13 protein-coding genes and 1 pseudogene are annotated in these 21992 nt (G+C 70.5%); 6 read left to right on the top strand and 8 right to left on the bottom strand.

Annotated features, from left to right (window positions below; translation table 11 throughout):
* Positions 1–59 precede the first annotated feature (59 nt).
* From ABZW18_RS28480 to ABZW18_RS28445, 8 genes and pseudogenes are all read right to left on the bottom strand, one after another.
* Complete coding sequence (locus tag ABZW18_RS28480) at positions 60–410, bottom strand: tRNA-binding protein (RefSeq protein WP_356192815.1); 351 nt, start codon at positions 408–410, stop codon at positions 60–62.
* A gap of 100 nt (positions 411–510) precedes the next feature.
* Positions 511–1338 carry an S-methyl-5'-thioadenosine phosphorylase gene (locus ABZW18_RS28475; RefSeq protein ID WP_356192812.1) on the bottom strand — a complete coding sequence of 276 codons (828 nt, stop codon included), beginning with the start codon at positions 1336–1338 and terminating at the stop codon, positions 511–513.
* Positions 1335–2117: an acireductone synthase gene (gene mtnC, locus ABZW18_RS28470; RefSeq protein ID WP_356192809.1), complete on the bottom strand. Its 783-nt coding sequence runs from the start codon at positions 2115–2117 to the stop codon at positions 1335–1337. Before mtnC ends, ABZW18_RS28475 begins: the two co-directional genes overlap by 4 nt.
* A complete protein-coding gene (locus ABZW18_RS28465; protein ID WP_356192807.1) occupies positions 2114–2689 on the bottom strand; it encodes a cupin in 576 nt (191 codons plus the stop codon). The genes mtnC and ABZW18_RS28465 overlap by 4 nt, the downstream gene beginning before the upstream one ends.
* 2 nt (positions 2690–2691) lie before the next feature.
* Positions 2692–4362, bottom strand: coding sequence for an S-methyl-5-thioribose-1-phosphate isomerase (gene mtnA / locus ABZW18_RS28460; protein WP_356192805.1), 1671 nt, complete (start codon positions 4360–4362; stop codon positions 2692–2694).
* Positions 4363–4415: 53 nt separating this feature from the next.
* Positions 4416–5147, bottom strand: a complete 732-nt coding sequence (locus tag ABZW18_RS28455; RefSeq protein WP_356192830.1) for a hypothetical protein — start codon at positions 5145–5147, stop codon at positions 4416–4418.
* An 87-nt stretch (positions 5148–5234) separates the two neighbouring features.
* Positions 5235–5569, bottom strand: a pseudogene (locus ABZW18_RS28450) (hypothetical protein); the annotation flags it as partial.
* Between the two features lie 38 nt (positions 5570–5607).
* Positions 5608–6993 carry a cytochrome P450 gene (locus ABZW18_RS28445; RefSeq protein WP_356192804.1) on the bottom strand — a complete coding sequence of 462 codons (1386 nt, stop codon included), beginning with the start codon at positions 6991–6993 and terminating at the stop codon, positions 5608–5610.
* Between the two features lie 274 nt (positions 6994–7267).
* On the opposite strand from ABZW18_RS28445, the gene ABZW18_RS28440 reads away from it, so the two are divergent.
* The 6 genes from ABZW18_RS28440 to ABZW18_RS28415 form a co-directional block, all read left to right on the top strand.
* Complete coding sequence (locus ABZW18_RS28440) at positions 7268–14506, top strand: amino acid adenylation domain-containing protein (protein WP_356192801.1); 7239 nt, start codon at positions 7268–7270, stop codon at positions 14504–14506.
* A complete protein-coding gene (locus ABZW18_RS28435) occupies positions 14503–15702 on the top strand; it encodes an FAD-dependent monooxygenase (protein WP_356192799.1) in 1200 nt (399 codons plus the stop codon). Before ABZW18_RS28440 ends, ABZW18_RS28435 begins: the two co-directional genes overlap by 4 nt.
* Positions 15699–17072 (top strand): condensation domain-containing protein, encoded by a 1374-nt coding sequence (locus ABZW18_RS28430; RefSeq protein ID WP_356192797.1) that lies wholly within the window; start codon positions 15699–15701, stop codon positions 17070–17072. Before ABZW18_RS28435 ends, ABZW18_RS28430 begins: the two co-directional genes overlap by 4 nt.
* A gap of 20 nt (positions 17073–17092) precedes the next feature.
* Positions 17093–17977: an SDR family oxidoreductase gene (locus ABZW18_RS28425; RefSeq protein WP_356192795.1), complete on the top strand. Its 885-nt coding sequence runs from the start codon at positions 17093–17095 to the stop codon at positions 17975–17977.
* Between the two features lie 93 nt (positions 17978–18070).
* A complete protein-coding gene (locus ABZW18_RS28420) occupies positions 18071–18523 on the top strand; it encodes a nuclear transport factor 2 family protein (protein ID WP_356192792.1) in 453 nt (150 codons plus the stop codon).
* Positions 18524–18629: 106 nt separating this feature from the next.
* The coding region (locus ABZW18_RS28415; RefSeq protein WP_356192790.1) for a beta-ketoacyl synthase N-terminal-like domain-containing protein at positions 18630–21992 on the top strand (3363 nt) is incomplete at its 3' end.

The following is a 21992-nucleotide window of genomic DNA, read 5'->3' as shown; positions in this document are numbered from 1 at the left end:
GACGGCATGCGAAGGTCTCACAACCGTGGCGGTCACGTGGCGGGTGCAGGGCAGCCGGGTCAGCCGATGACGTCCCCAGGGGCGGCACCGGCGGAGGGGGACAGGAGGAGCACGGCTCCCTCGGCGTCGTAGGAGCCGAGGACCAGGAATTCACTGGTGAATCCGGCGATGCGCTTTCTTCCCAGGTTGATGACGCCCACGACCAGGCGGTCCTTCAGCTCATCGATGCGGTAGTTGGTGACCTGGGCGCTGGTCTGCAGCACACCCGCCGGTCCGAAGTCCGCCTTGATCTTGTACGCGGGCTTGCGCGCCTCGGGGAACTCGTCCACGGAGAGGATCCGGCCGACCCGGATGTCGGCCGAGAAGAAGCGCTCTGCTTCGGTCCGGGGCTTGAGCTGCTCGCTGTTCATCACTCGAATTCCTGTCTGCGTTCCACTGGGGTTGTGCTTGCTGCACTGCGCGCTGTTCTGCGAAGTCAACCGGGACAACGACGGACGGGCCACGGGGGGATCACGGGAGTTCGAAGGGGAGGTGGAGCCCCTCGAGCGCCCGGGCGCACCGGCAGTCCCGGTGCTCGGGCAGCAGTTCTACCGCCTTCAGCACAACGCCTCGCAGCCGCTCGATGTTCTGCGCGAACATCTTGAAGACCTCCTCCTGCGCGACGCTCTCGTCGGCGTCGATGCCCGCGTCTACATCGGTGACGAGTGCCAACGGTGTGTAGCAGACGGCCAGTTCGCGCGCGAGGACGGCCTCCGGGTGTCCCGTCATGTTGACGAGCGACCAGCCCGCACCCGCGAACCACTGCGATTCCGCACGGGTGGAGAACCGTGGCCCCTCCACCACCACCATGGTTCCGCCGTCACGCACCTCGGTCCCGGCCGCGGCAGCGGCTTTGACCGCGGTCGTCCGGCCGTCTTCGCAGTAGGGGTCCGCGAACTGCACGTGCAGCGCGCCCTCATCGAAGTACGTCGCTGTACGTCCGCTGGTGCGGTCCACCAGCTGGTCGGGGACCACGATCGTGCCCGGGGGCAGATCTCGGCGCAGCGAACCGACCGCGCAGGGGGCGAGGATCTGACGGACGCCGAGGGACCTGATCGCCCATATGTTCGCCCGATAGTTGATCTTGTGCGGCGGGAACGCGTGGTTCCGCCCGTGCCGGGGCAGGAAGGCGACCCGACGGCCGGCCACGGTGCCGACGGACAGCACGTCGGACGGCTCACCGTAGGGCGTGTCGACCCTCATCTGCCGGGTGTCCGCGAGCAACTCGTAGAAGCCGCTGCCGCCGATGACGCCGATCTCCGCCAGGGGCCCGTCAGGGGGGGTCTGCTGTTCAGTCATGCCTGTCCCACCTCGCAGTCGTTGTTGGCCGAATGGCCGGGTCGGCGAGTGTCCGGGCCCTCCAGCGATACCTGGTCCAGGGAACTGATCCACGGATGTCCGCCTGTATGGGGCACATGAGGCACATGGGGTGCGCTGTCGCGCACCACGCCCACCGTGTGCCATCCCGCGGCGGTAGCGGCGTCCAGTTCCGCAACCACATCGCTGAGGAACACGGTCTCTGCGGGCGGCACGCCGATCGCGCGCGTGATGGCCCGATAGGACTCCGGCTCCCGCTTGCCGCCCGCGCTTGCCAGGTCGAAGTAGCCGTCCAGAAGTCCGGTCAGGTCTCCGTGGCCGCTGTGCGCGAACCAGTTCCGCTGCGCGCCCTCCGCCCCTGAGGAGTAGATGTAGCGGGCGATTCCCGCCCGGGCCCAGCGGGTGAGCGCCGCGGGCACGTCGTCGTACACATGGCCCTCGAGTGTCCCGTCCGCGTAGCCGGCGGCCCAGATCCGGGACTGGACGACCTTCAGGGGCGCTGCCTTGAGGTCGGCATCCGTCCACTCGGTCAGCACCTTCACCGCTCGGGCCTCGTCGAGCCCGGGCTCGCCGGTGGCGTCACCGATCTGGCTCACCAGTTCGGTGTGGAGCCGGCTGTCCCGGTGGTCGGCGAACCACTGGGCGAACCTCTCCCGCGCGTACGGGAAGAGCACGTCGTGCACGTGCGCGGCGGACCCGGTGGTTCCTTCGATGTCGAGGACCACCGCGCCCACCCGCAGCGGAGCCGCGGTGCTGCTCACCCTGCCGCCAGCAGAGCGTCGAGCCGCGGGAAGCGCTGGGCGATGGGGTCTCCGGTGAAGTCGCCCACCCAACCATCCTCCTCCTCGAAGAAGCGGATGGCGCAGAACTCCGGGCGCGGCCCCATGTCGAACCAGTGCCGAGTGCCCGCCGGCACCGACAGCAGATCACCGGCCTCGCACACCACCGCGTAGACACGCCCCGCGACGTGCAGGTAGAAGCACCCGGTTCCGTGGGCGAAGAAGCGGATCTCGTTCTCGGCGTGCCGGTGCTCCTCCAGGAAGGCGCTGCGAGCCGTGGCCGCACGCTCCTCCCACGCCGGCCCTTCCTCCGGCAGGAGCTGTACGACGTCGACCAGGCGCAGCCCTTCGCTTGCGCACAGCTCGTCCACGTCGGACCGGTAGCGGGCGAGCATGTCCTCCCCGCTGGTGCCCGGGAGGACGTTCCCGCGCAACGGCCAGCGGCGCAGCCGAGCCGAGGACTCCTGGAGTGCCTCGGCGATTTCTCCCTCGTCCCGGGTGCGCAGCAGCACGGTGTCCGGGGCGTCCTCGGGCATCACTTGGAGCAAAGTCATGACTACGGTGTCTCCCCTACTCGGCTTCGTCGGCTGTCCACGCGAACTTCAGGCGGACCCAGCACCAACAAGTGACAGATGGACTCCAGGCATTCCAGCCTGTTGCGTGCTTGGGACAGGTCCTTGCCCCAGACCGTCACTCCGTGGTCGGTGATGAGCAGACCGGGCGGAGCCTGCGGAGTGCGGCGGAGGTGGCCGGCCACGTCGGCGGCGATCCGGGGCACCTCGGGCCAGTTGGGAAAGACCGGGAGGACCGTGCCGGCGGGGTCGGGCAGCCCCAGTCCCTTCAGCAGTTCGAACTTCTCCAGGCGTACGGACACGAGGCGTTCCTCATCGCCACTGCGGCACGCGATCGCGGTGGCGTAGGGGGAGTGGACGTGGATGACCGCCCGGGCATCGGTGGCCCGGTAGATGGCGGCGTGTATCGAGGTCTCGGCCGAGGCCTTCAGCTCCGTGGCCTCCGCGACCTCCCCTGTCTCCGCGTCCACGAGCACCATGTCCCGGGAGTTGAGTTCGCCCTTGTCCCGTCCGCTGGCGGTGATCAGTGCAAGCCCGTCAGGGCCGGGCAGCCGGACGGAGAGGTTGCCGGATGTGCCGGGCATCCAGCCCTGCTCATACATCTTCCGGGCGACCACCGCGAGTTCACCGGCACAGTGCCGTCGTGTCTCCTGGGGTCGCACCGTCTCCTTCTCGGAGACGATTGCGGTGATCAGCCCGGCCGGGGTGACATCGAAGGCGGGGTTGTAGACGCCGGCTCCGACGGGTGCGATCGCGGTGCCCGCGACATGGGTGACCTCGGCCGGGGCGCGTTCCTCCACCACGATCCCGGACCCGTCGGCCAGATCCCGGTCCCAGGTGGACTCGGGTGCGACGACGATGAAAGGTATGCCGTGCCGGGCAGCGGCCACGGCGAGCCCGTAGGTTCCGATCTTGTTCGCAACGTCGCCGTTGGCGGCGATCCGGTCGGCCCCCACCAGCACGCAGTCGACCAGCCCCCGCGCCATGGCGGCGGCCGCCGCGGAGTCCACGCACAGCCGATACGGCACTTCCGCCTCGCCCAGTTCCCACGTGGTCAGACGTGCCCCCTGAAGCAGCGGACGGGTCTCGTCCACCAGCACTTCCTCGATCCGGCCGCGCTCGGCCAGTTCGAGGATCGTCCCGAGTGCGGTACCCACGGCGGCGGTGGCCAGCCGCCCGGTGTTGCAGTGGGTGAGAACCCGCAGCGGCCTGGCCTCGGTGAGCGACTCCACGAGGCCGGCGGCCCGGTCGACGGCCGCCCGGTTGACGGTGATGTCCTCGTCCAGCATGGCCATGGCCTCGGCGAGCACGGCCTCGGGGCCGTCGGCGAGCCGGGCGAGGGCGCGGTGCACCGCCCAGGCGAGGTTGACCGCGGTGGGCCTGGCCCCGGCCAGCCGGGCGGCGTCCGCGCGTACCGCCTGCACGTCGAGGGACGTATCAGTGCTGTGCTGCCGCGCGGACATCGCCACTCCCAGGGCGCCGGCCAGGCCGATGGCGGGCGCACCGCGGACGGCCAAGGTCGTTATGGCGCTGATGAGCTGGTCCTGGGTCGCCAGGCGCAGGAGGCGGTACTCGTGCGGCAGGGCTCGCTGGTCGACCGTGAGCACAGCGCCGTCGTCCCACCTCAGCGACGGTTCGAGTTCACGACGGGGCATGGGGTCTCCGTGGATGGGCGGGCGGTCGGGAGGGGTGGAGGGAGCGGGCGTCCTCAGGTGAAGCGAACGGTGACGCAGCGTCCGAGCCTGTTGGTCGTCTCGTGGACGACGCTCACGCCGGCGGCGTCCAGCAGGGCGGACATGCCGTACTTGCTGAAGGACTGCGACTGGAAGCCTCCGTCACCACGGAACAGCACACCGCCGTACGGGCCCGGGGCCTCTTCGAGAATGTCGATGCCGCAGGCGGTGTAGTACGCACGGCGGACTGCGGTGGTCCATGGCTCCTCGTTGAAGACGGAGATCACCCCCATGCCGCCGAGTTCCCGCAGGCCCGCGACGACTTTCTCCGGCTCGGCGAAGTTCCCGACCAGGTTGAACGGCAGGAGCTGCAGCGGGCGTTCACTGCTCACCGCGGAGGCCCACTCGTGGCTGTGCAGGATGTTGCCGAGCACGGCGCTGGCCCGGTCCTGCAGGCATTCGTCCGCGATCCGGCGGTTCAGCGAGTTGATGGCGCTGCTGCTCACGTCCACGCCCAGGTAGCGGATGCCGGCGGCCCGGGCCACCTCGAGTGCCCGGCCGTCATAACAGCCGAGTTCGATCAGGCTGTCGCACCCGTGCCGGGAGGCCATGTCCAGCACCGCGAGCCCTTCCATCTGCAGGAACGACAAGAGTTCGTCCGGGAAGTGGGCCGCCCGCATGATGGCGCCCGCGCCCCCGTCGCGGTAGAAGGAATCAGAATCGCGGGTGCCGGGGGTACTGCCTGCCGTCCCGGGGCTCGCATCCATGAATGCAGCGGATTCCAACGAATTTTCACCTTTCACTGGGTCCCTGCAGCTCTCGCACCTACTGCTGTGCCGGGTTCGGACAGCGGAACGGTTGATGGCATCGATGTGCTTGGCGCGCGTCTCCTCGTCGCGGACGCCCAGGCCTTCCGGCGGAGCGAGGGCGAGCACGCCGGCCTTGCCCTGCTGGATCCTGCCCTTGGCGATGAGGCGGTTGGTCTCTCATGCCTCGCGGTCGTTGGCGAGGGGGGAGCCGGCGATGCGCTTGAGCGACATCCACAGGTAGCGGTTGTCGTACGCGTGGTGGTAGCCGGAGGTCCGGAAAGGGGGGTGGCGCCGCCCGCGAGCGCGAGCTGCGTTGCGTATGAGCCGAGTCCGCCGCTCGCGCCCCGGACCAGGACGTTGTCGGCTTGCTTCACCGCCGAGGTGACATCCGGCGTGAGGATCGCGCCCAGCGCCCCTTTCACGCGCGTCCCTCCCCGGCCGGGGCACCGCTGCTCTCTCGGGGGGTCAGGCGTACGTGTGCCGGTCCCGAGGCGCGCAGGGTCATCCCGAGTTCGACAGGTATCTCGGACTCCACGGCGCCGAATTCGTAGCGCTGAACGAATGTGGCCAGGCCGATGACGCCCTCCAGCATGGCGAAGTACTGTCCGATGCAGGCACGCGGGCCACCGCCGAACGGGAACCAGGCGTAACGGGGGCGGGAGGCCTCCAACTCCGGGGCGAAGCGGTCCGGATCGAAGGCGTCGGGGTTCTCCCAGTAGTCGGGGTGTCGCTGGGTGACCCAGGGGCTGACGTACACATCGGAACCCGCCGGGATGTGGTACCCGCCGATCTCGGTGTCGGCGACCGTGCGCCGACCCATGATCGCCACGGATGGGTACAGCCGCATGGCTTCCTTGAACACCCTGGTGAGATAGGGCAGTTCGTCGAGGTCGGCCGCCCCGGCCGCGCGGCCGCCGAGGACCGAGTCGACCTCTGCGCGGGCCTTCTCCTGGGCCTCGGGGTGGCAGGCGAGGAGATGCAGGCCGAAGGCGAGCGCGGTCGCGGTGGTCTCGTGCCCGGCGAGCAGGAACACCAGCACCTGATCACGGATCGCATCGGGATCGAGCGCGGAGCCGTCCTCGTCGCGGGCCTGGATGAGCAGGGTGATCATGTCGTCGGCGTCGCCGGCCTCGGCGGTGGTCCGCTCGGCGATGATGCGGTCGCAGATCGCGTACAGCTCCTGCTGGGCCGCCGCGGTGCGGCGGTTGGCCGGGGTCGGCCAGGTGCGGGGGATGCGTATCGGCGCCACCCCGCGCCGCAGGACGCTCTCGCCGATCACGGGGAAATTGCGCCGCACAACATCGACTGCGGTATCGATATCGGCACCGAAAAGAATGCGAGTAACGCTCCGGAGAGCGAACTCGGCCATTTCGTGTGACACATCGATGGTGTTGCCGGAGGCGGTGGCCCAGCGGTCGGCAGTCGCGCCCGCCTCGCCGTGTACGACACTCGCGTATGCGTCCACCCGGCGTCGGGTGAACAGCGGTTGAATCATACGGCGTTGCCGAATGTACTCGGTGTCCTGGCTGGTGAGCAGACCATTTCCGATGGACTCGCGGATCTCGGAGTAGACATCGTTTTCTTTGCGAAAGTTCGATGCCTCGGTGCCGAGGATCTGCTGTACGCCCTCTGCGGAGAAGACAGCGTACAGGCTGGCGCGCAGCCCCGGCGGGCCGGCGCTGAAGCGTACGACATCGCCGTGGTTGCGCCGTGCCCGGAGATAGGCGCCCAAAGTGTCGTCGCGAAGATCCTGCAACGACCCGAGAACGGGACGGCCGACAACCAACGGTGCTTGTGTGCTCACGGGGGCTTCCTCCCTGGCTTGCCCGGCTGGAGCTCGAGGGCGTGTAGCTACGGATTCTTGCTGCACGCGACGCAATTTCGCCAGGGGGGAAGGAGGAATTTCCATATTTCCCTGGTTAATCCAAGAAGTTGATAGCGAGGATGTGTCGAGCAGGGTACTGCGAGGCTGGTACTCGGACTACCAGCCTCGAGGCTTTCTGGATGGTTGGACCATTTCGGTGCAGGGTGCGCTCAGCGAGATTGAACTCCGAGGCGCGATCTGAGCAGAGGACATCTTGAAATCATCCGAGTGGTCACCGTTGACGGCCTACCAACGCGATATCTGGGTGGCGCATGCACTGTTCCCGGAGCTCCCTCAGTTCAACCTCTACCTCTCTCAGCGCTTTGCGGGCCCCGTCGACGTGGAGCGGCTCTCGGCGGCTCTGCTGCGGGTGGCGCGTCGCCACGATGTCTTCCGGCTCCGCTTGACGGAGGAGGACGGGATTCCGCTCCAGCGTGTGAGCGCCGAGGAGCCGCGTATCGAGGTGCTGGACTTCTCCGGCGACCCCGACCCGCGGGCGCGTTGCGAAGCGTGGATGACCGCGTCCTTCGACCGTCCCTTCTCCCTCGGCGACGGCCCCGCGTACGAGTTGGCGCTGCTCAGGGAGAGCGACACCCTCGTCCACGCGTACGCCAAGGTGCACCACGTCATGGCCGACGCCTGGGCGCTCAACCTGTTCTTCGAAGGGGTACGGGCCGACTACGCGAGGACAGGGCCCGCGGACACCGCGCCCGGCCCCGCTGCGCCGTCCTACCTCTCCTTCCTGGAGGAGGAGGCCCGCTACCGCGCCTCTCCGCAGCGGGACCGGGACCGCGACCACTTCCGCACCGCCCTTGCGGACCTCGTGCCGCCGCTGTTCACCAGGCGGGCGCCCAGCGGATCCCGCCTCAGCGCACGGCACTCCTTCGAGCTGCCCCGCGAGGCCGTCGAGCGGATACGGGACCGGGGCGAATCGCCGTTCGCCTTCATCGCGGCGGCCTTCTCGGTCTACCTGTCCCGGGTCCACCTCGCCGACGACATCGTCCTCGGCGTACCGCTGTTCAACCGCCGCGGCCAGGCGCAGCGGCGGACCGTCGGCCACTTCGCCAACACCCTCCCGCTCCCGGTGTCCGCGGCGGGCGGACAGACCCTGACGGAGCTCGTCGCCGCCGTCCAGGCCGGTTCGCGCACGCTCCAGCGCCACGAGCGGCTTCCGCTCGGCGATGTGCTGCACGACCTGGCGCCCGGCAGCCCCCGTGAGTTGTTCGACGTCACGCTCTCGTACGTCCAGTGGCCGAGCCCCCAGGAGCTGCCGGGGCTGCGCCAGGAAGCCGCCGGCGGGACGCGCGCACACGACGGAGACGTCCTCGCGGTCGCCGTCACCGAGGCGCGCGAGAGCGGCGATGTCGTGGTCGAACTCGACTACGCCTGCGACGTCTTCGACGAGGACTTTCCCATCGAGGCTCTCGGGCGGCACATACGCAACCTGGTCCTGGGCGGCCTCGAGACCCCGGACCGCCCGGTGTCCGAGATCCCGATGCTCGACGGCCAGGAACGCGAGGAACTCGTCGACGGACAGAACCGGACGGCCGCCGACTACCCGGCCGACCGGACGCTGCACAGTCTCTTCGAGGAGCAGGCGGCCCGGACCCCGGACCGCACCGCCGTCGTCGGGCCGAAGCCGGGCGACGCCCTGACCTATGCCGAACTCGACGCGCGCGCCAACCAGCTGGCACGCGCGCTGCGCGCCGACGGAGTGGAGCCCGGCGACCGGGTGGCCGTCCTGCTGGAACGCGGGACGCCCATGATGGTCGCCATCCTGGCGGTGCTGAAGGCCGGCGGCGCCTATGTGCCGGTCGACCCCGGATATCCCGCCGAGCGCATCCGCTTCCTGCTGGAGGACAGCGCCGCCAAGGTGATCCTGACCGGCTCCGGCACGCCGGACCTGCCGTCCGGGCTCACCGCGGATGTCCGCCGTGCCGACGAGCCGCTGACCGGATCCGCCGAACGGCTGCCGGAGGTCAGCGGCCCGCACAACCTCGCGTACGTCCTCTACACCTCGGGCTCCACCGGACGGCCGAAGGGCGTCATGGTCGAGCACCACTCGGTCGTCAACCGGCTGACCTGGATGCAGCGGCGCTACGCGGTCGGGGACGGTGACGTCCTCCTGCAGAAGACCCCGATCTCCTTCGACGTGTCGGTGTGGGAGCTGTTCTGGTGGGGGATCGCCGGCGCGCGGCTCGCCCTGCCGGCGCCCGCTGCGGAGAAGGACCCGCAGGAGATCCTGCGCGTGATCGCGGAACAGCGCGTCAGCGTCATCCACTTCGTCCCGTCGATGTTCGGGCCCTTCCTCGATCTGCTGGAGAGCCGGCCCGAACTGCTCGACGAAGCGATCTCGCTGCGCCGCGTCTTCTGCAGCGGCGAGGCGCTGCCCCCGGAGCAGGTCAACCGTTTCAACCGGCTCCTCGGCCCGGCGGGCACGCGGCTGGTGAACCTGTACGGCCCGACCGAGGCGACGGTCGATGTCACGTACCACGACTGCCCCACGGACCCGGCGCAGCCGGTCGGCCGGGTGCCGATAGGACGGCCCATCGACAACATCCGCCTCCATGTCCTGGACCCGCACGACAACCCCCAGCCCGTCGGCGCACCCGGTGAACTGTGCATCGCGGGCGCCGGCGTCGCCCGTGGCTACCTCGGCCGTCCCGAGCTGACCCACGAGAAGTTCACCGACGACCCGTTCGCCGCCGACGGGCGGATCTACCGCACAGGGGATCTGGCCCGCAGGCTCGCGGACGGGAGCCTTGAGTACCTGGGCCGCATCGACGGGCAGGTGAAGGTACGGGGCAACCGCGTCGAGCTGGGCGAAGTAGAGCACCGGCTCTCACTGGTGCCCGGTGTCCGGGGCGCGGTCGCCATCGCCAGGGTGTCCCGTACCCGCGCCACGCAACTCGTCGGGTGCTACGTCGCCGACAGCATCCTCGAACCGGCCCGGATCCGGGACCACCTCGCCGAAAGCCTGCCGGAGTTCATGATTCCGGCGCAGTTCACCCGGCTCGACCGGATCCCGCTGACGCCGAACGGCAAGGCCGACCGGAAGGCCCTTCTCCGGCAGCTGCCCGAGGAGCCCGACCGTACGGAGACCGCGGGGGAAGCGCCGCGCAGCGCCACCGAGGCGGCACTCGCGGAGATCTGGTCGGACGTACTCGGTGTCGGCCGAGTCGGTGCGCACGACGACTACTTCGCACTGGGAGGCGACTCGATCCTGATGCTGCGGGTCCGCGCGGAGGCGGAGAAGCGCGGGCTGCGGGTCGCGCTCCCGGACATGGCGCGGTACACGACGGTGTCGGAGCTGGCCGCCCACGCCACTCCCATGCCCTCGGACGGCGAGGACAGCGAGGACGGCGCCATCGAGCCGTTCGAGCTCGTGGCCGGAATGGACAAGGCCAGGCTGCTCGGCATCGGCGCGGTGGACGCCTACCCGGCCACCCGCCTGCACCTGGGCATGCTCTACCACAGCAGCGAGGACGAGAAGTCCACGGCGGTCTACCACGATGTTTTCCGGTACCGGCTCACCGTCGCCTGGGACGAGCGGGCCTTCCGGGCGGCCGTCGACAAGCTGGTGGCCCGCCACCCGGTCCTGCGCTCCTCCTTCGCGCTCGGCGGCTACTCCGAGCCGCTGCAGATCGTCCACCCCGAGGTGACCGGAGTCCTCTCGGTCACCGATCTGCGCGGAAGCGACGAGCCGGCCGCGGAGGCGGCGGTGCGCGAGCACATCGAGGAGCGCCGCTACCACGCGTACGACTACGAACGGCCGGCGCTGTACCACTTCCGGGCCTGCGTACGCGAAGGCGTCCTCGACCTCGTCCTCAGCTTCCATCACGCGATTCTCGACGGCTGGAGCGTCGCGAACCTGATGTCCGAGCTGCTCCAGGACTATCTGCACGGTCTGGGCGCCGACGTGGAGCCGGTGCCCGCCGTCTCCCTGCCCACGCCGGCCTCCTACGTACGCGATGAGCGCGCGATCCTGGAGTCCGAGGAGGCCCGGGAATACTGGCGCGACCGGCTCGACGGCGCCGAACTCGTCCAGCTCGACCCGTTCGTGCCGTACGAGGCCCCCAGCAGCGGTGAGGGCATCGTGCGACACATCGAGCTGCCCGAGGAACTCGACGACAAGCTGCAGCGGTTCGCCCGCGACCACGCGCTGCCTCTGCGGTTGCTTCTCTTCACGGCCCACTGTCTGACGCTGCGTCTGCTCGCGGACGCCGACGACGTCACGACGGGTCTGGTGACGCACGGCAGGCCGGAGGTCACGGGCTCGGACAGGCTCGCCGGGCTCTTCCTCAACACGATGCCGTTCCGCCTGGGATCAGGACAGCGAACCCGGCTGGACGTGGTGCGCGATGTCGTCCGCCAGGAGCGGGACTCCCACCCGTACCGCGCCTATCCCCTCAGCGCGATCCAGGACGACCGCGGTGGCGCGCCGCTCCTCGACTCGGCCTTCACCTTCATGCGCCTGCACAACCTGGAGTCGCTCTTCGGGCGGGCGGACCTCGGCCTGCTGGACCTGACCACCTATGAGGAGACCAACTTCGCGCTCCTGGTGAACGCGATCGTCGATCCGCGCAACGGGCGCACCAGGCTGCGTCTCAACTGCGCGGGCCGGGCCTTTACGGCCACGCAGGTGGATCTGCTGGCGGACACCTACACGGCCGTCCTGCGCCGCACGGTGGAACACCCGGACGAGCCCGCGGACTTCGGCTTCCTCACGGCATCCGAGGAACTGCCCGCCAACCCCGCGGCGGAGCCGGCCGACGTCATGAGCCTGTTCACCGCCATGGCGGCGAAGCAGCCGGACGCCCAGGCCGTCGTCTTCGGGGAGCTGAGCTGGACGTACCGGGAGCTCGACCGGGCGGCACGGCAGGTGACCGGGCGGCTGCGCAAGCTGGGTGTGAAGCCGGGGGCCGGCGTGGGCATCGCCCTGGACCGCTCCCCCGAGATGATCGCGACCGTGCTCGGCATCCTGCGGGCCGGAGCGGCCTGTGTGCCGCTGGACGTGAGCTACCCGCCGGAGCGCATCGCCCGCATGGTCGAGCGCGCCCGCCCGTTCTGCGTCATCGCGCACGAGCAGCACGCCGGCCTCGTCCCCGACCCCGCGCTCGTGCTGCCCGTCGAATCGATAGCCATGCCCGGCGAGGAAACCGGAACCGCGGACGGGGGCACCGCGGCGCAGCTGCCGCTCGACAGCCTGGCGCTGATCCTGTTCACGTCCGGCTCCTCCGGCGAGCCCAAGGGGGTCGAGCTCCCGCACCGGCTGTGGGCGAACTACGTGCAGTGGCAGCTGGGTGTGGAGACCGGCGCGCTCGGGGCCCGCACCCTGCAGTTCGCGCCGCTCAGCTTCGACGTCTCCTTCCAGGAGATCTTCTCCACCATGGCCGGGGGCGGCACCCTGCACCTGGTGTCCGACGCGGACCGCCGCGATCCCGCCACCCTGCTGCAGCTGTTGGACGAGCAGCGGATCGAGCGGTGGTTCATGCCCTTCGTCGCTCTCCAGCAGATGGCCGAGGCCTCGGAGCTGCTGGGCATACGGCCGCAGGCGCTGCGGGTGCTCAACTCCTCCGGTGAGCAGCTGCGGGTCACTGAGGAGATCCGCCGCTTCTGCGCGGCCGGGCCCGGCACGCTGCTGGAGAACCAGTACGGGCCGACGGAGACCAACATCGCGAGCGCCTGCCTGCTGTCGGGGGACCCGGCGCACTGGCCGGCGCTGCCCGTGATCGGCACCGCCATCGACGGGGCCGAGATCCATGTGCTCGACGACCGGCTGCATCCGGTGCCGACGGGTGTCCAGGGCGAGATCTACCTCGGGGGCGCATGCCTGGCACTCGGCTACCGGGGCCGTCCCGACCTGACCGAGGAGCGCTTTGTTCCACACCCGTCGGGGGAGCCGGGCGCCCGGCTCTACCGCACCGGCGACCTCGGCCGGGTCCTGCCGGACGGCAACACGGTCTGGCTCGGCCGCGCCGACAACCAGGTGAAGGTGCGTGGATTCCGGGTCGAGCCGGCCGAGGTCGAGATCGCCATCACGGCCATGGCGGACGACTTCCCCGGCATCCGGGGGGCCGCCGTGGTGGCCCGCAAGCGCGGGGACGGGGTCGACTCCTTCCTCGTCGCCTACCTGGTCGGCGAGCCGGGCTCGGCCGACCTCGAGGAGATCCGCAAGCGGCTGCGTGCGGTACTGCCCGAGTACATGGTGCCCGCACACCTCAGCTGGGTGGAGAACCTCCCGCTGACGCCCAGCGGCAAGCGGGACGACGCCGCGCTGCGGCGGATTCCGCTGGAGACCGGGCCGGTGGCGGACGCCACCCCGCCCCGGGACGCCTACGAGCGGGCGCTCGCCGACATTTTCAGCGAGATGCTGGCGCGCCCCGGATTCGGGGTGCACGACGACTTCTTCGAGCACGGCGGTACGTCGCTGACGGCGATGCGGCTGATCGTGACCATCGAGAAGCGGTTCGGCGTCCGCATTCCGCTGACCGCCTTCGTGGCCGCCCCCACGGTCGCCAGGCTCGCCGAGCGGCTGCGCTCCGGGGAGGCCGTCGCGGCGTTCGACCCGGTGGTGCCGGTCACGAGCAGGGGAGGCGGGAAGCCACCGCTGTTCCTGGTCCACCCCCTGGGCGGCAACGTGCTCTGCTACGTACGACTGGCCAGGCATCTGCCCGATGACCAGCCGCTGTACGCGCTGCAGGCGGCGGGCGCGGAGCCGGGCACCGAGCCGGTCCAGACGATGAGCGGGCTCGCCGAGAGCTACCTGGAAGCGATACGCCGGGTGCAGCCGGAAGGCCCGTACTACCTCGGCGGGTGGTCGTTCGGCGGCTTCGTCGCCTTCGAAATGGCCCGACAGCTGCGGCAGTCGGGGCAGGACGAGGTCGCGGGGCTCGTCCTCCTCGACTCCATCGCCCCCACCCCGGGAGACCGTCCGGATGTGGCGGAGCGCGCCATGATGGAGTGGTTCTTCTGGGAGCTGATCTGGGTCGACCGCGGAGGCAGCGCACCGGTCGAGCACATCCCTGACGAGCTGGAGACCGACGACGACCGGCTCGACTTCATCGCCGAGCGCGCGGCACGCGTGGGGATCGTGCCGTCGCACACCGCCCGTTCCACCGTGCGCAGGATGTTCGAGGTCTACAAGGCCAACTGGGCGTCGCTGCGCGACTACGAGCCGGAACCGGAGCCCGTCGACATCACGCTCGTGAAGGCCACCGCTCCGCTGCCCGACGTGCTGAAGCCCATGCACGGCGCCGCACGGACCCTGCACGACGCCCCGGCCAACGGCTGGGCGACCCTCACCACCGGTCAGGTGGACGTCGTCGACGTCCCCGGAGACCACCTCCTGCTCCTGGACGAGCCGTACGTGCAGTCCGTGGGCCGGGCCATCGCCGACGTGATGGGCGGACCGCAGGAGCGGCGACTTCCCGACGAAGGGGCAGCACAGTGACGACAGGCCGGAACAGAAAGGCGATCGTCGTCGGGGCGGGCATCGGCGGGCTCACCGCCGCTGCCGCCCTGCGGCGGATCGGTATGGACGTCGAGGTCTACGAGCGGGCGCGGGAACTGCGCCCGGCGGGCGGGGCGGTGTCCCTGATGACCAACGCCGTGCTCGCCCTGCGGACGCTCGGCATCGACCTGAAGCTCGAGGAAAGCGCCGAGATCCTCGAAGAGCTGCATTTCCTCACCACACGCGGCAAGGTCATCCGCACGCTGAAGTTCAAGGAGATCTGCGACCGGCTCGGTGCCCCCAGCTTCGGCATCACCCGCACCCTCCTGCAACAGCTGCTGCTCCGGGAGATCGGCGACTGCCCGATCACGCTCGGGGCGGTGGCCGGCGGCTTCGAGCCCGACGGCGACGGGGTGCGGGTGCGCTTCGAGGACGGCCGAGCTGCGCGCGGCGATGTGCTGATCGGCGCCGACGGGTTCAACTCGGCGATCCGGCGGCAGCTCGTCGGCCCCGAACAGCCCCGTGAGAGCGGCTACATCTGCTGGGTGGCGACGCCGGAGTTCCGGCACCCGCGCGTGACCAAGCAGTACGGCGCCCACTACTGGGGCCGTGGGCGCCGTTTCGGTCTCGCCAACATCGGCGGCGGCCAGGTCTACTGGTGGGGCACGAAGAACATGCCCGTGGAGCGGGCTCGCGACTGGAGCGGCGACAAGGACGAGATCGTCCGCACCTACGCCGGCTGGGCCGACGAGGTGCAGGCCGCGGTCGCGCAGACGCCCTTCGAGCAGATCACCCCTTTCCCCGCCCGCGACCGTCCGTTCCTCGAACAGTGGGGCAAGGGGCCGGTCACGCTGCTGGGGGATGCGGCGCACCCCATGATGACGAGCCTCGGGCAGGGAGCGTGCATGGCGGTGGAGGACGCCGTTGTCCTCGCACACCACCTCGTGAACGCCGCGGACCCACAGCGCGCCCTGCGCGCGTACGAGACGGCTCGGCGGCCCCGTACGAAGAAGATCGTCGACGGCGCGTACGCGCTGAGCGCACTCGAACAGACCGAGCAGCCACTGCGGATCCTGGGCCGCGACCTGTTCTTCCGGCTGGCGCCGAACTCGGTGCTGGACAAGCAGAACGCGGAGTACCTCGACTTCCCCGGTACCCGTGCCACCGATGACCGCATGATGGAGGTGCAGCCGTGAAGCGGCCCGCCGAGCAGACCGAGGCATGCCGTCCGCTGAGCCCGCTCGAGCGGTGGTACTGGGTCTGCGACCAGATCTCGCCGCTGAACGTGATCGCTCACGTCCGGGTGTACGGCCCGCTGCCGGAGGAGTTGCTGGCCCAGGCCCTCGACGCCCTCCAGCGGCGGCATCCGATGCTCCGCACCGCCATCCGCGCAGACGCGGCGGGCCGCAACCCCCGCTTCGTGCCGGTGAGCGGCAACCCGATCCCGCTGCACGTCGTGGCGGTCAAGGACGCGGAGGACCGCTGGGAGCAGGCGGTCGACGACCACGAGCTCGTCACCTCCGTCGACTGGCGCAAGGGCCCGCTGGCCCGCGCAGTCGCGCTCACCGTGTCCGGGGCGGAGCCCGCGGCGCAGGACGTGCACGACCTCGTCCTGACCCTGCCGCACTGCATTGCCGACGGCACGACCGTCCTCACGCTGTTGCGGCAGTGGATCGAGCTGGCCGCCGAGATCAAGGCCGGGGACCTGGACCCCGACGGGCCCGTTGTCCGGCCGGAACGAGCCCTGCCCGCACCCGAGTCGCTGCTCCCGGCCGAACACCGCGGCCTGTCCGGCGCACGCCGGATCGTGGCGCAGCAGCTGGCCGACCAGGGAGCCGCGCGCCGGCTGAAGCCGCGTCGGCTGGAACCGACGCGGCGGGTGCCGTTCAAGGACCGCACCACCCGGTTGCTGCACCGTTCCCTGTCGGCAGAGCAGCTCGCCGATCTCGTGGCGGCGTGCCGCCGGGAGCAGACCACCGTGCACGGGGCGCTCGCGGCAGCGATGGTGTCCGCCGCCGCCGAGGACGCCGGCGGCGTGGCGGGCTCCATGATGATCGGCTCTCCCATCAACTTCCGCGACGATCTCGTCCCCCGGGTGACCGACCGGGAGATCGGCACCTACGTCGCCACGGTTCCGACAGTCGTCGACTACCGGCCGGGCGCGTCCCTGTGGCCGATGGCGCGTGCGATCAGCCGGGACCTCGTGCGGCGACGGCAGCGCGGCGAGCAGCTGACCGCGATCGCGACGATGGGCTTCGTGGCACCGAAGTCGGTTGCCAAGAGCGGGCGTCTCCTCCGCTTCATGGAGGAGAAGGGACCGCTCACCCTGTGCCTCTCCAACATCGGCCGCTACGACTTCCCCCGTGCCATCGGGCCGTGGCAGGTGTCGTCCGCCGAGTTCATCGCGGGTCTGTCCGTCAACGCCCTCTACTGCGCGACGGTCAACACCAGCCACGGACGCATGGCCTGGAACTTCACCCACGTCGAAGGTGCAGTACCGGCGGACCGGGCGGAGCGGATGGCCGCCGGATCCCTCGACGCGGTGCTGTCCGCCAGCAAGTCCTGATACCCAACTCGGAGGAATACGTGTCGAACAGGACGGGTCTGTTGTCGCCCGGGGGACGAGCCGTCGTCATCACCGGAGCGTCCTCGGGGCTGGGGAAGGCCACAGCCCTGCACCTGGCACGCGTGGGCTTCCACGTCTTCGCCGGGGTCCGCCGTCAGGAGGACGCGGAGCGGCTGAGCGCGGCATCCACCGGCCGGCTGACACCGGTGATCCTGGACGTGACGGACGAGAAGTCCGTCCAGGAGGCGGTGGGGGCGGTCACGGAGCACATCGCCGAGGCCGGCCTGTGGGGCCTGGTCAACAATGCGGGCATCGCCGTCACGGCCCCGCTGGAGTGCGTGGCGCCCGAGCTGCTGCGCCGCCAGCTCGAAACCAATGTCGTCGGTCAGCTCGCGGTGATCCAGGGCTTCCTGCCGCTGCTGCGTGCGCGTGGCGGACGGGTCGTGAACGTCACCTCCGGTGTCGGCAACGTCGCCATCCCCTACCTCGGGGCCTACGCCGCCGCCCAGTTCGCCAAGGAAGCGCTCAGCGACGCGCTGCGGCGCGAGCTCGGCCCGCAGGGGATCGCGGTCTCGGTGGTCCAGCCGGGCGCCATCATGACCCCGATCTGGGACAAGATGTCCACCGAGGGCAACAGCACGATCGAGGGTGTCGCAGAACCGGTCCAGGAGCTGTACCGAGGCCCGTTCCTCCGATTCCTCGAGACGAACGAGAACGCGGCCAGGACCAGCCGCAAGACCCCCGACGATGTCGCCCTGGCCGTCTTCCGTGCGCTCGTCGCCAAGAGTCCGAAGACCCGGTACGGCGTCGGCAGGGACGCCACCGGGGGGCGCCTCCTCGCCCGGCTGCTGCCCGACCGGGCGATCGACCGCGTCTTCGGCGGCATCGTCACCCCCACCCACTAGGCCCGGACAGGGCCTGGTCCCGCCGGACGACCCCGTCACCGGCCGGCAGAGCGCCACCGCATCGAAAGCCTCCACAGAAAGAGAGACACCGCCATGACCACCGCTTCGCCGCAGGAGCTGAAGGAGCTGTTCGCCCGCAGCCTGGGGCTGCTGTCGGACGGGAAGATCGAGGAGTGGGTCGGCCTGTTCGCCGACGACGGCATCCTCGAATTCCCCTGTCCGGCACCGGGCTTCCCCTCGCAGATGCAGGGCAGGGAAGCGCTGCTCGCACAGATGACGATGTTCGGCGAGCAGCTGAAGGTCGAATTCTCCGAGCCGGAGTTCTACACGGTCACCGAGGACGGGCTGCTGGTTGCGGCGTTCACCGGCGAGTGCACCCTGGTCGCCACCGGTGGCCAGTACACCCAGACGTATCTGTCGGTCGTGCGGTTCGAGAACGGCAAGATCACCCTCTTCCGCGACTTCTGGAACCCCTGGCTGGTGATGGAGGCCGCCGGCGGCGAGATCGCCTGGAAGCAGGCCCTTCAGGCCCTCGCCAACGGCTGACGCGACCGCGGGCGGCCACCCCGCCGCTCCGACCGAGCCCGGCACCCGCTGAGGGTGCCGGGCCTTCGGCACCACACCGCTCACACACCCCGAGGACAGGCAACGCATGATCGACCAGAGCCGCAGCGACAGCAGCCCCGCAGGGATGGCGTGGGATGAGCCGATCGCTGTGATCGGCCTGTCCTGCCGACTGCCCGGGGCGAAAAGTCCCGAGGCGTTCTGGCAGCTGCTCCGCAGCGGCGGCGACGCGATCGGCGAGGTCCCGTCCGACCGCTGGGACGCCGGGGAGCTCCACGACCCCGACGGCTCGGCACCCGGCAAGGTCAACACCCGCCGGGGCGGATTCCTCGACGGAGTCGACGAGTTCGACGCCGCCTTCTTCGGCATCTCGCCGCGCGAGGCCCTGGCGATGGACCCGCAGCAGCGCCTGGTCCTCGAACTGGCCTGGGAGGCACTGGAGGACGCCCGGATCGCGCCCGGCCGGCTCGACGGGACCAGCACCGGCATCTTCATCGGAGCCATCTGGGACGACTACGCGCGCCTGCTGCATGAGTACGGGCCGCAGGCCATCGACCAGTACAGCGTTACCGGGGTCCACCGCGGCATCATCGCCAACCGGGTGTCGTACGCGCTCGGACTGCACGGCCCCAGTCTGACCCTCGACAGCGCGCAGTCCTCCTCGCTCGTCGCGGTGCACGCCGCCTGCGCCAGCCTCCGCAGCGGGGAGTCCACCACCGCCGTCGCGGGCGGGGTGAACCTCAACCTCGTCCCGGAGAGCACCATCGCCCTCGCGAAGCTCGGGGCACTGTCCCCCGACGGGCGCTGCCATGCCCTCGACTCCCGGGCGAACGGGATCGTGCGCGGCGAGGGCGGCGCGCTGGTCGTCCTCAAGCCGCTGTCCGCCGCACTCGCCGCGGGCGACCCGGTGTACTGCGTGATCAAGGGCAGCGCCGTGAACAACGACGGCGCCACCGACGGCCTGACGACCCCCGGACTCGCGACGCAGAGCGCGGTGCTGCGCGCCGCCTGCCGGCGGGCCGGAGTCGACCCCGCCGAGCTGCAGTACATCGAACTGCATGGCACGGGAACTCCGGTGGGCGACCCGGTCGAGGCCAGGGCCGTGGGGGCCGTGACCGCACAGGGCCGCCCCGAGGACTCGCCGCTGCGGGTGGGCTCGGCCAAGACGAATGTCGGGCACCTCGAAGGCGCGGCGGGCATAGTGGGCCTGCTCAAGGTCGCGCTCAGCATCCGGCACCGGGAACTCCCGCCCAGCCTCCACTACGAGACCCCCAACCCGGCCATCCCGATGGACGAGCTGGGGCTGCGGGTCCAGCAGGAACTGGGCCCCTGGCCCCGGCAGGACGGCCCACTGCTCGCCGGCGTCACCTCGCTGGGCGTGGGCGGCACCAACTGTCACGTGGTGCTGGCGGACATCCTCGACGGGGCGCTGCACCCGTCCCCGGCGCAGGATCTCACCGCCCCCGTGCCGTGGGTCCTCTCCGGCCGTACGGAGGCGGCCCTGCGCGCACAGGCCGCCCGGCTGGCCGAACACCTCGATGCCCGGCCGGAGACCGGCCCTGCCGAGGCCGGATGGGCGCTGGCCACCACCCGCACTGCCTTCGACCGCCGCGCCGCCGTCGTGGGCGCCGACCGTGACGAACTACTGGGCGGACTCCGGACGTTGGCCGCCGGGGTGCCGTCCGTGCACACCGTCTCAGGCGCTCCTGCCGGAGGCCGCCTTGCCGTTCTCTTCGGCGGAGGCGGCAGCCAGCGGGTGGGCATGGGGCGCGAGCTGTACGCGACGTACCCGGTGTACGCGGCGGCGTTCGACGAGATCTGCGACCACCTCGACCGGCACCTGGACCGGCCCGTACGGGACCTGGTCTTCGCCGAGCCCGGCTCCTCCGAAGCAGCGCTGCTCGACCGGACCGATTACGCCCTGCCGGCCCTGCTCGCCGTCGAGACCGCCCTCTACCGGCTCTACGAGAGCTGGGGCGTCACCCCCGACTACCTCACCGGGCACTCGATGGGCGAACTCGCCGCCGCCCATGTCGCGGGCGTGTTCTCGCTGCCCGACGTCTGCACCCTGGCCGCCGCCCGCGCCCGGCTCATCCAGTCCGCCGCCGGAGGCGCCATGGCCGCCGTCCAGGCGAACGAGGAGGAGATCCTCGCCCACCTCGGCGAGTACGCCGAAGCCGTTTCGGTCGCTGCCGTCAACTCCCCTGACGGAACGGTCGTCTCCGGTGACGAGGACGCCGTTCTCGCGCTCTGCGCCGCCTGGAAGGCCCGCGGCCGCAAGACCAAGCGCATCGCCGTCACGGTCGCGGGACACTCCCCGCACATGGACGGCATCCTCGACGACTTCCGCCGGGTCGCCGCCACGCTGACCTACTCCCCGGCTCGTATCCCCGTCGTGTCCAACGTGACCGGTGAGCTCGCGACCGACGAGCAGCTCACCTCGCCCGAGTACTGGGTCGGCCACATCCGGGCGACGGTCCGCTTCGCCGACGGAGTCCGGACGCTGAGCGACGAAGGGGTCACCACCTACCTCGAACTGTCCCCGACTCCGGTCCTCACCCAGGCGGTCACCACCACCCTGGAGGGCCGGCAGCCCCGCCCGGCCACGGTCTCCGTACTCCAGCAGGACCGGCCGGAACCGCAGACCGCCGTCACCGCGCTGGCGCAGCTGCACACGGCGGGCATCGCATGGGACGCGTCCGCCGTCTTCCCGCCCGGTACCCGCCCCTGCTCCCTGCCCACCTACGCCTTCCAGCGGCGCCGCTACTGGCCCCACCCCGAGGGCCGGCAGCGTGGCGGCGCGACAGCGGGCGGCCTGCGGGCGGTCGCGGACGGATCCGCGGACGCGGACGCCGCGGACGGATCCACGGCGGCGATACGGCAGCGACTGGCGGGTCTGACGGAGGCCGCGCAGGAGCGCGTCCTGCTGGACCTGGTGAACTCGGCCGCCGCGGTCGTCCTCCAGCGGCCCGACACGGAGCCGGTGGACGCCGATGCGCCCTTCAAGGAACGGGGTTTCACCTCGCTGACCGCGGTCGAGCTGCGGAATCAGCTCGAGACCGCCACCGGGCTGAGGCTGCCGTCCGCGTTGCTGTTCAACTACCCCACAGCGGCCGTACTGGCCGCTCATCTGCGCGTCCTGCTCGCGGGTGGGCCCGAGGACACGGCGGCGGACGCCGCCGTGGGGTCGGTGTTGCCGGTGGTGGTGGGGGAGGACGAGCCGATTGCGATTGTGGGGATGGGTTGTCGTTTTCCGGGTGATGTGCGGGGTCCGGAGGACTTGTGGCGGTTGGTGTCCGAGGGGCGGGATGCGGTTTCGGGTTTCCCGGAGAACCGTGGTTGGGATCTGGAGTCGCTGTATGACCCGGATCCGGAGCGTCAGGGCACGTCGTATACGCGGCATGGTGGCTTTCTGCATGACGCGGACCGGTTCGATGCGGAGTTCTTCGGT

Source organism: Streptomyces sp. NPDC004647 (assembly GCF_040609575.1).
Classification (GTDB): domain Bacteria; phylum Actinomycetota; class Actinomycetes; order Streptomycetales; family Streptomycetaceae; genus Streptomyces.
The sequence above is the reverse complement of the archived record's forward strand: the minus strand, read 5'-3'. Positions and strand labels throughout refer to the sequence as shown.

Bases quoted from the DNA above. Each gene is read 5' to 3' on its own strand.
- mtnA (WP_356192805.1), bottom strand. From the start codon at position 4,362: ATGCCCCGTCGTGAACTCGAACCGTCGCTGAGGTGGGACGACGGCGCT.
- ABZW18_RS28475 (WP_356192812.1), bottom strand. From the start codon at position 1,338: ATGACTGAACAGCAGACCCCCCCTGACGGGCCCCTGGCGGAGATCGGC.
- ABZW18_RS28465 (WP_356192807.1), bottom strand. From the start codon at position 2,689: ATGACTTTGCTCCAAGTGATGCCCGAGGACGCCCCGGACACCGTGCTG.
- ABZW18_RS28455 (WP_356192830.1), bottom strand. From the start codon at position 5,147: ATGGATGCGAGCCCCGGGACGGCAGGCAGTACCCCCGGCACCCGCGAT.
- ABZW18_RS28420 (WP_356192792.1), top strand. From the start codon at position 18,071: ATGACCACCGCTTCGCCGCAGGAGCTGAAGGAGCTGTTCGCCCGCAGC.
- ABZW18_RS28480 (WP_356192815.1), bottom strand. From the start codon at position 410: ATGAACAGCGAGCAGCTCAAGCCCCGGACCGAAGCAGAGCGCTTCTTC.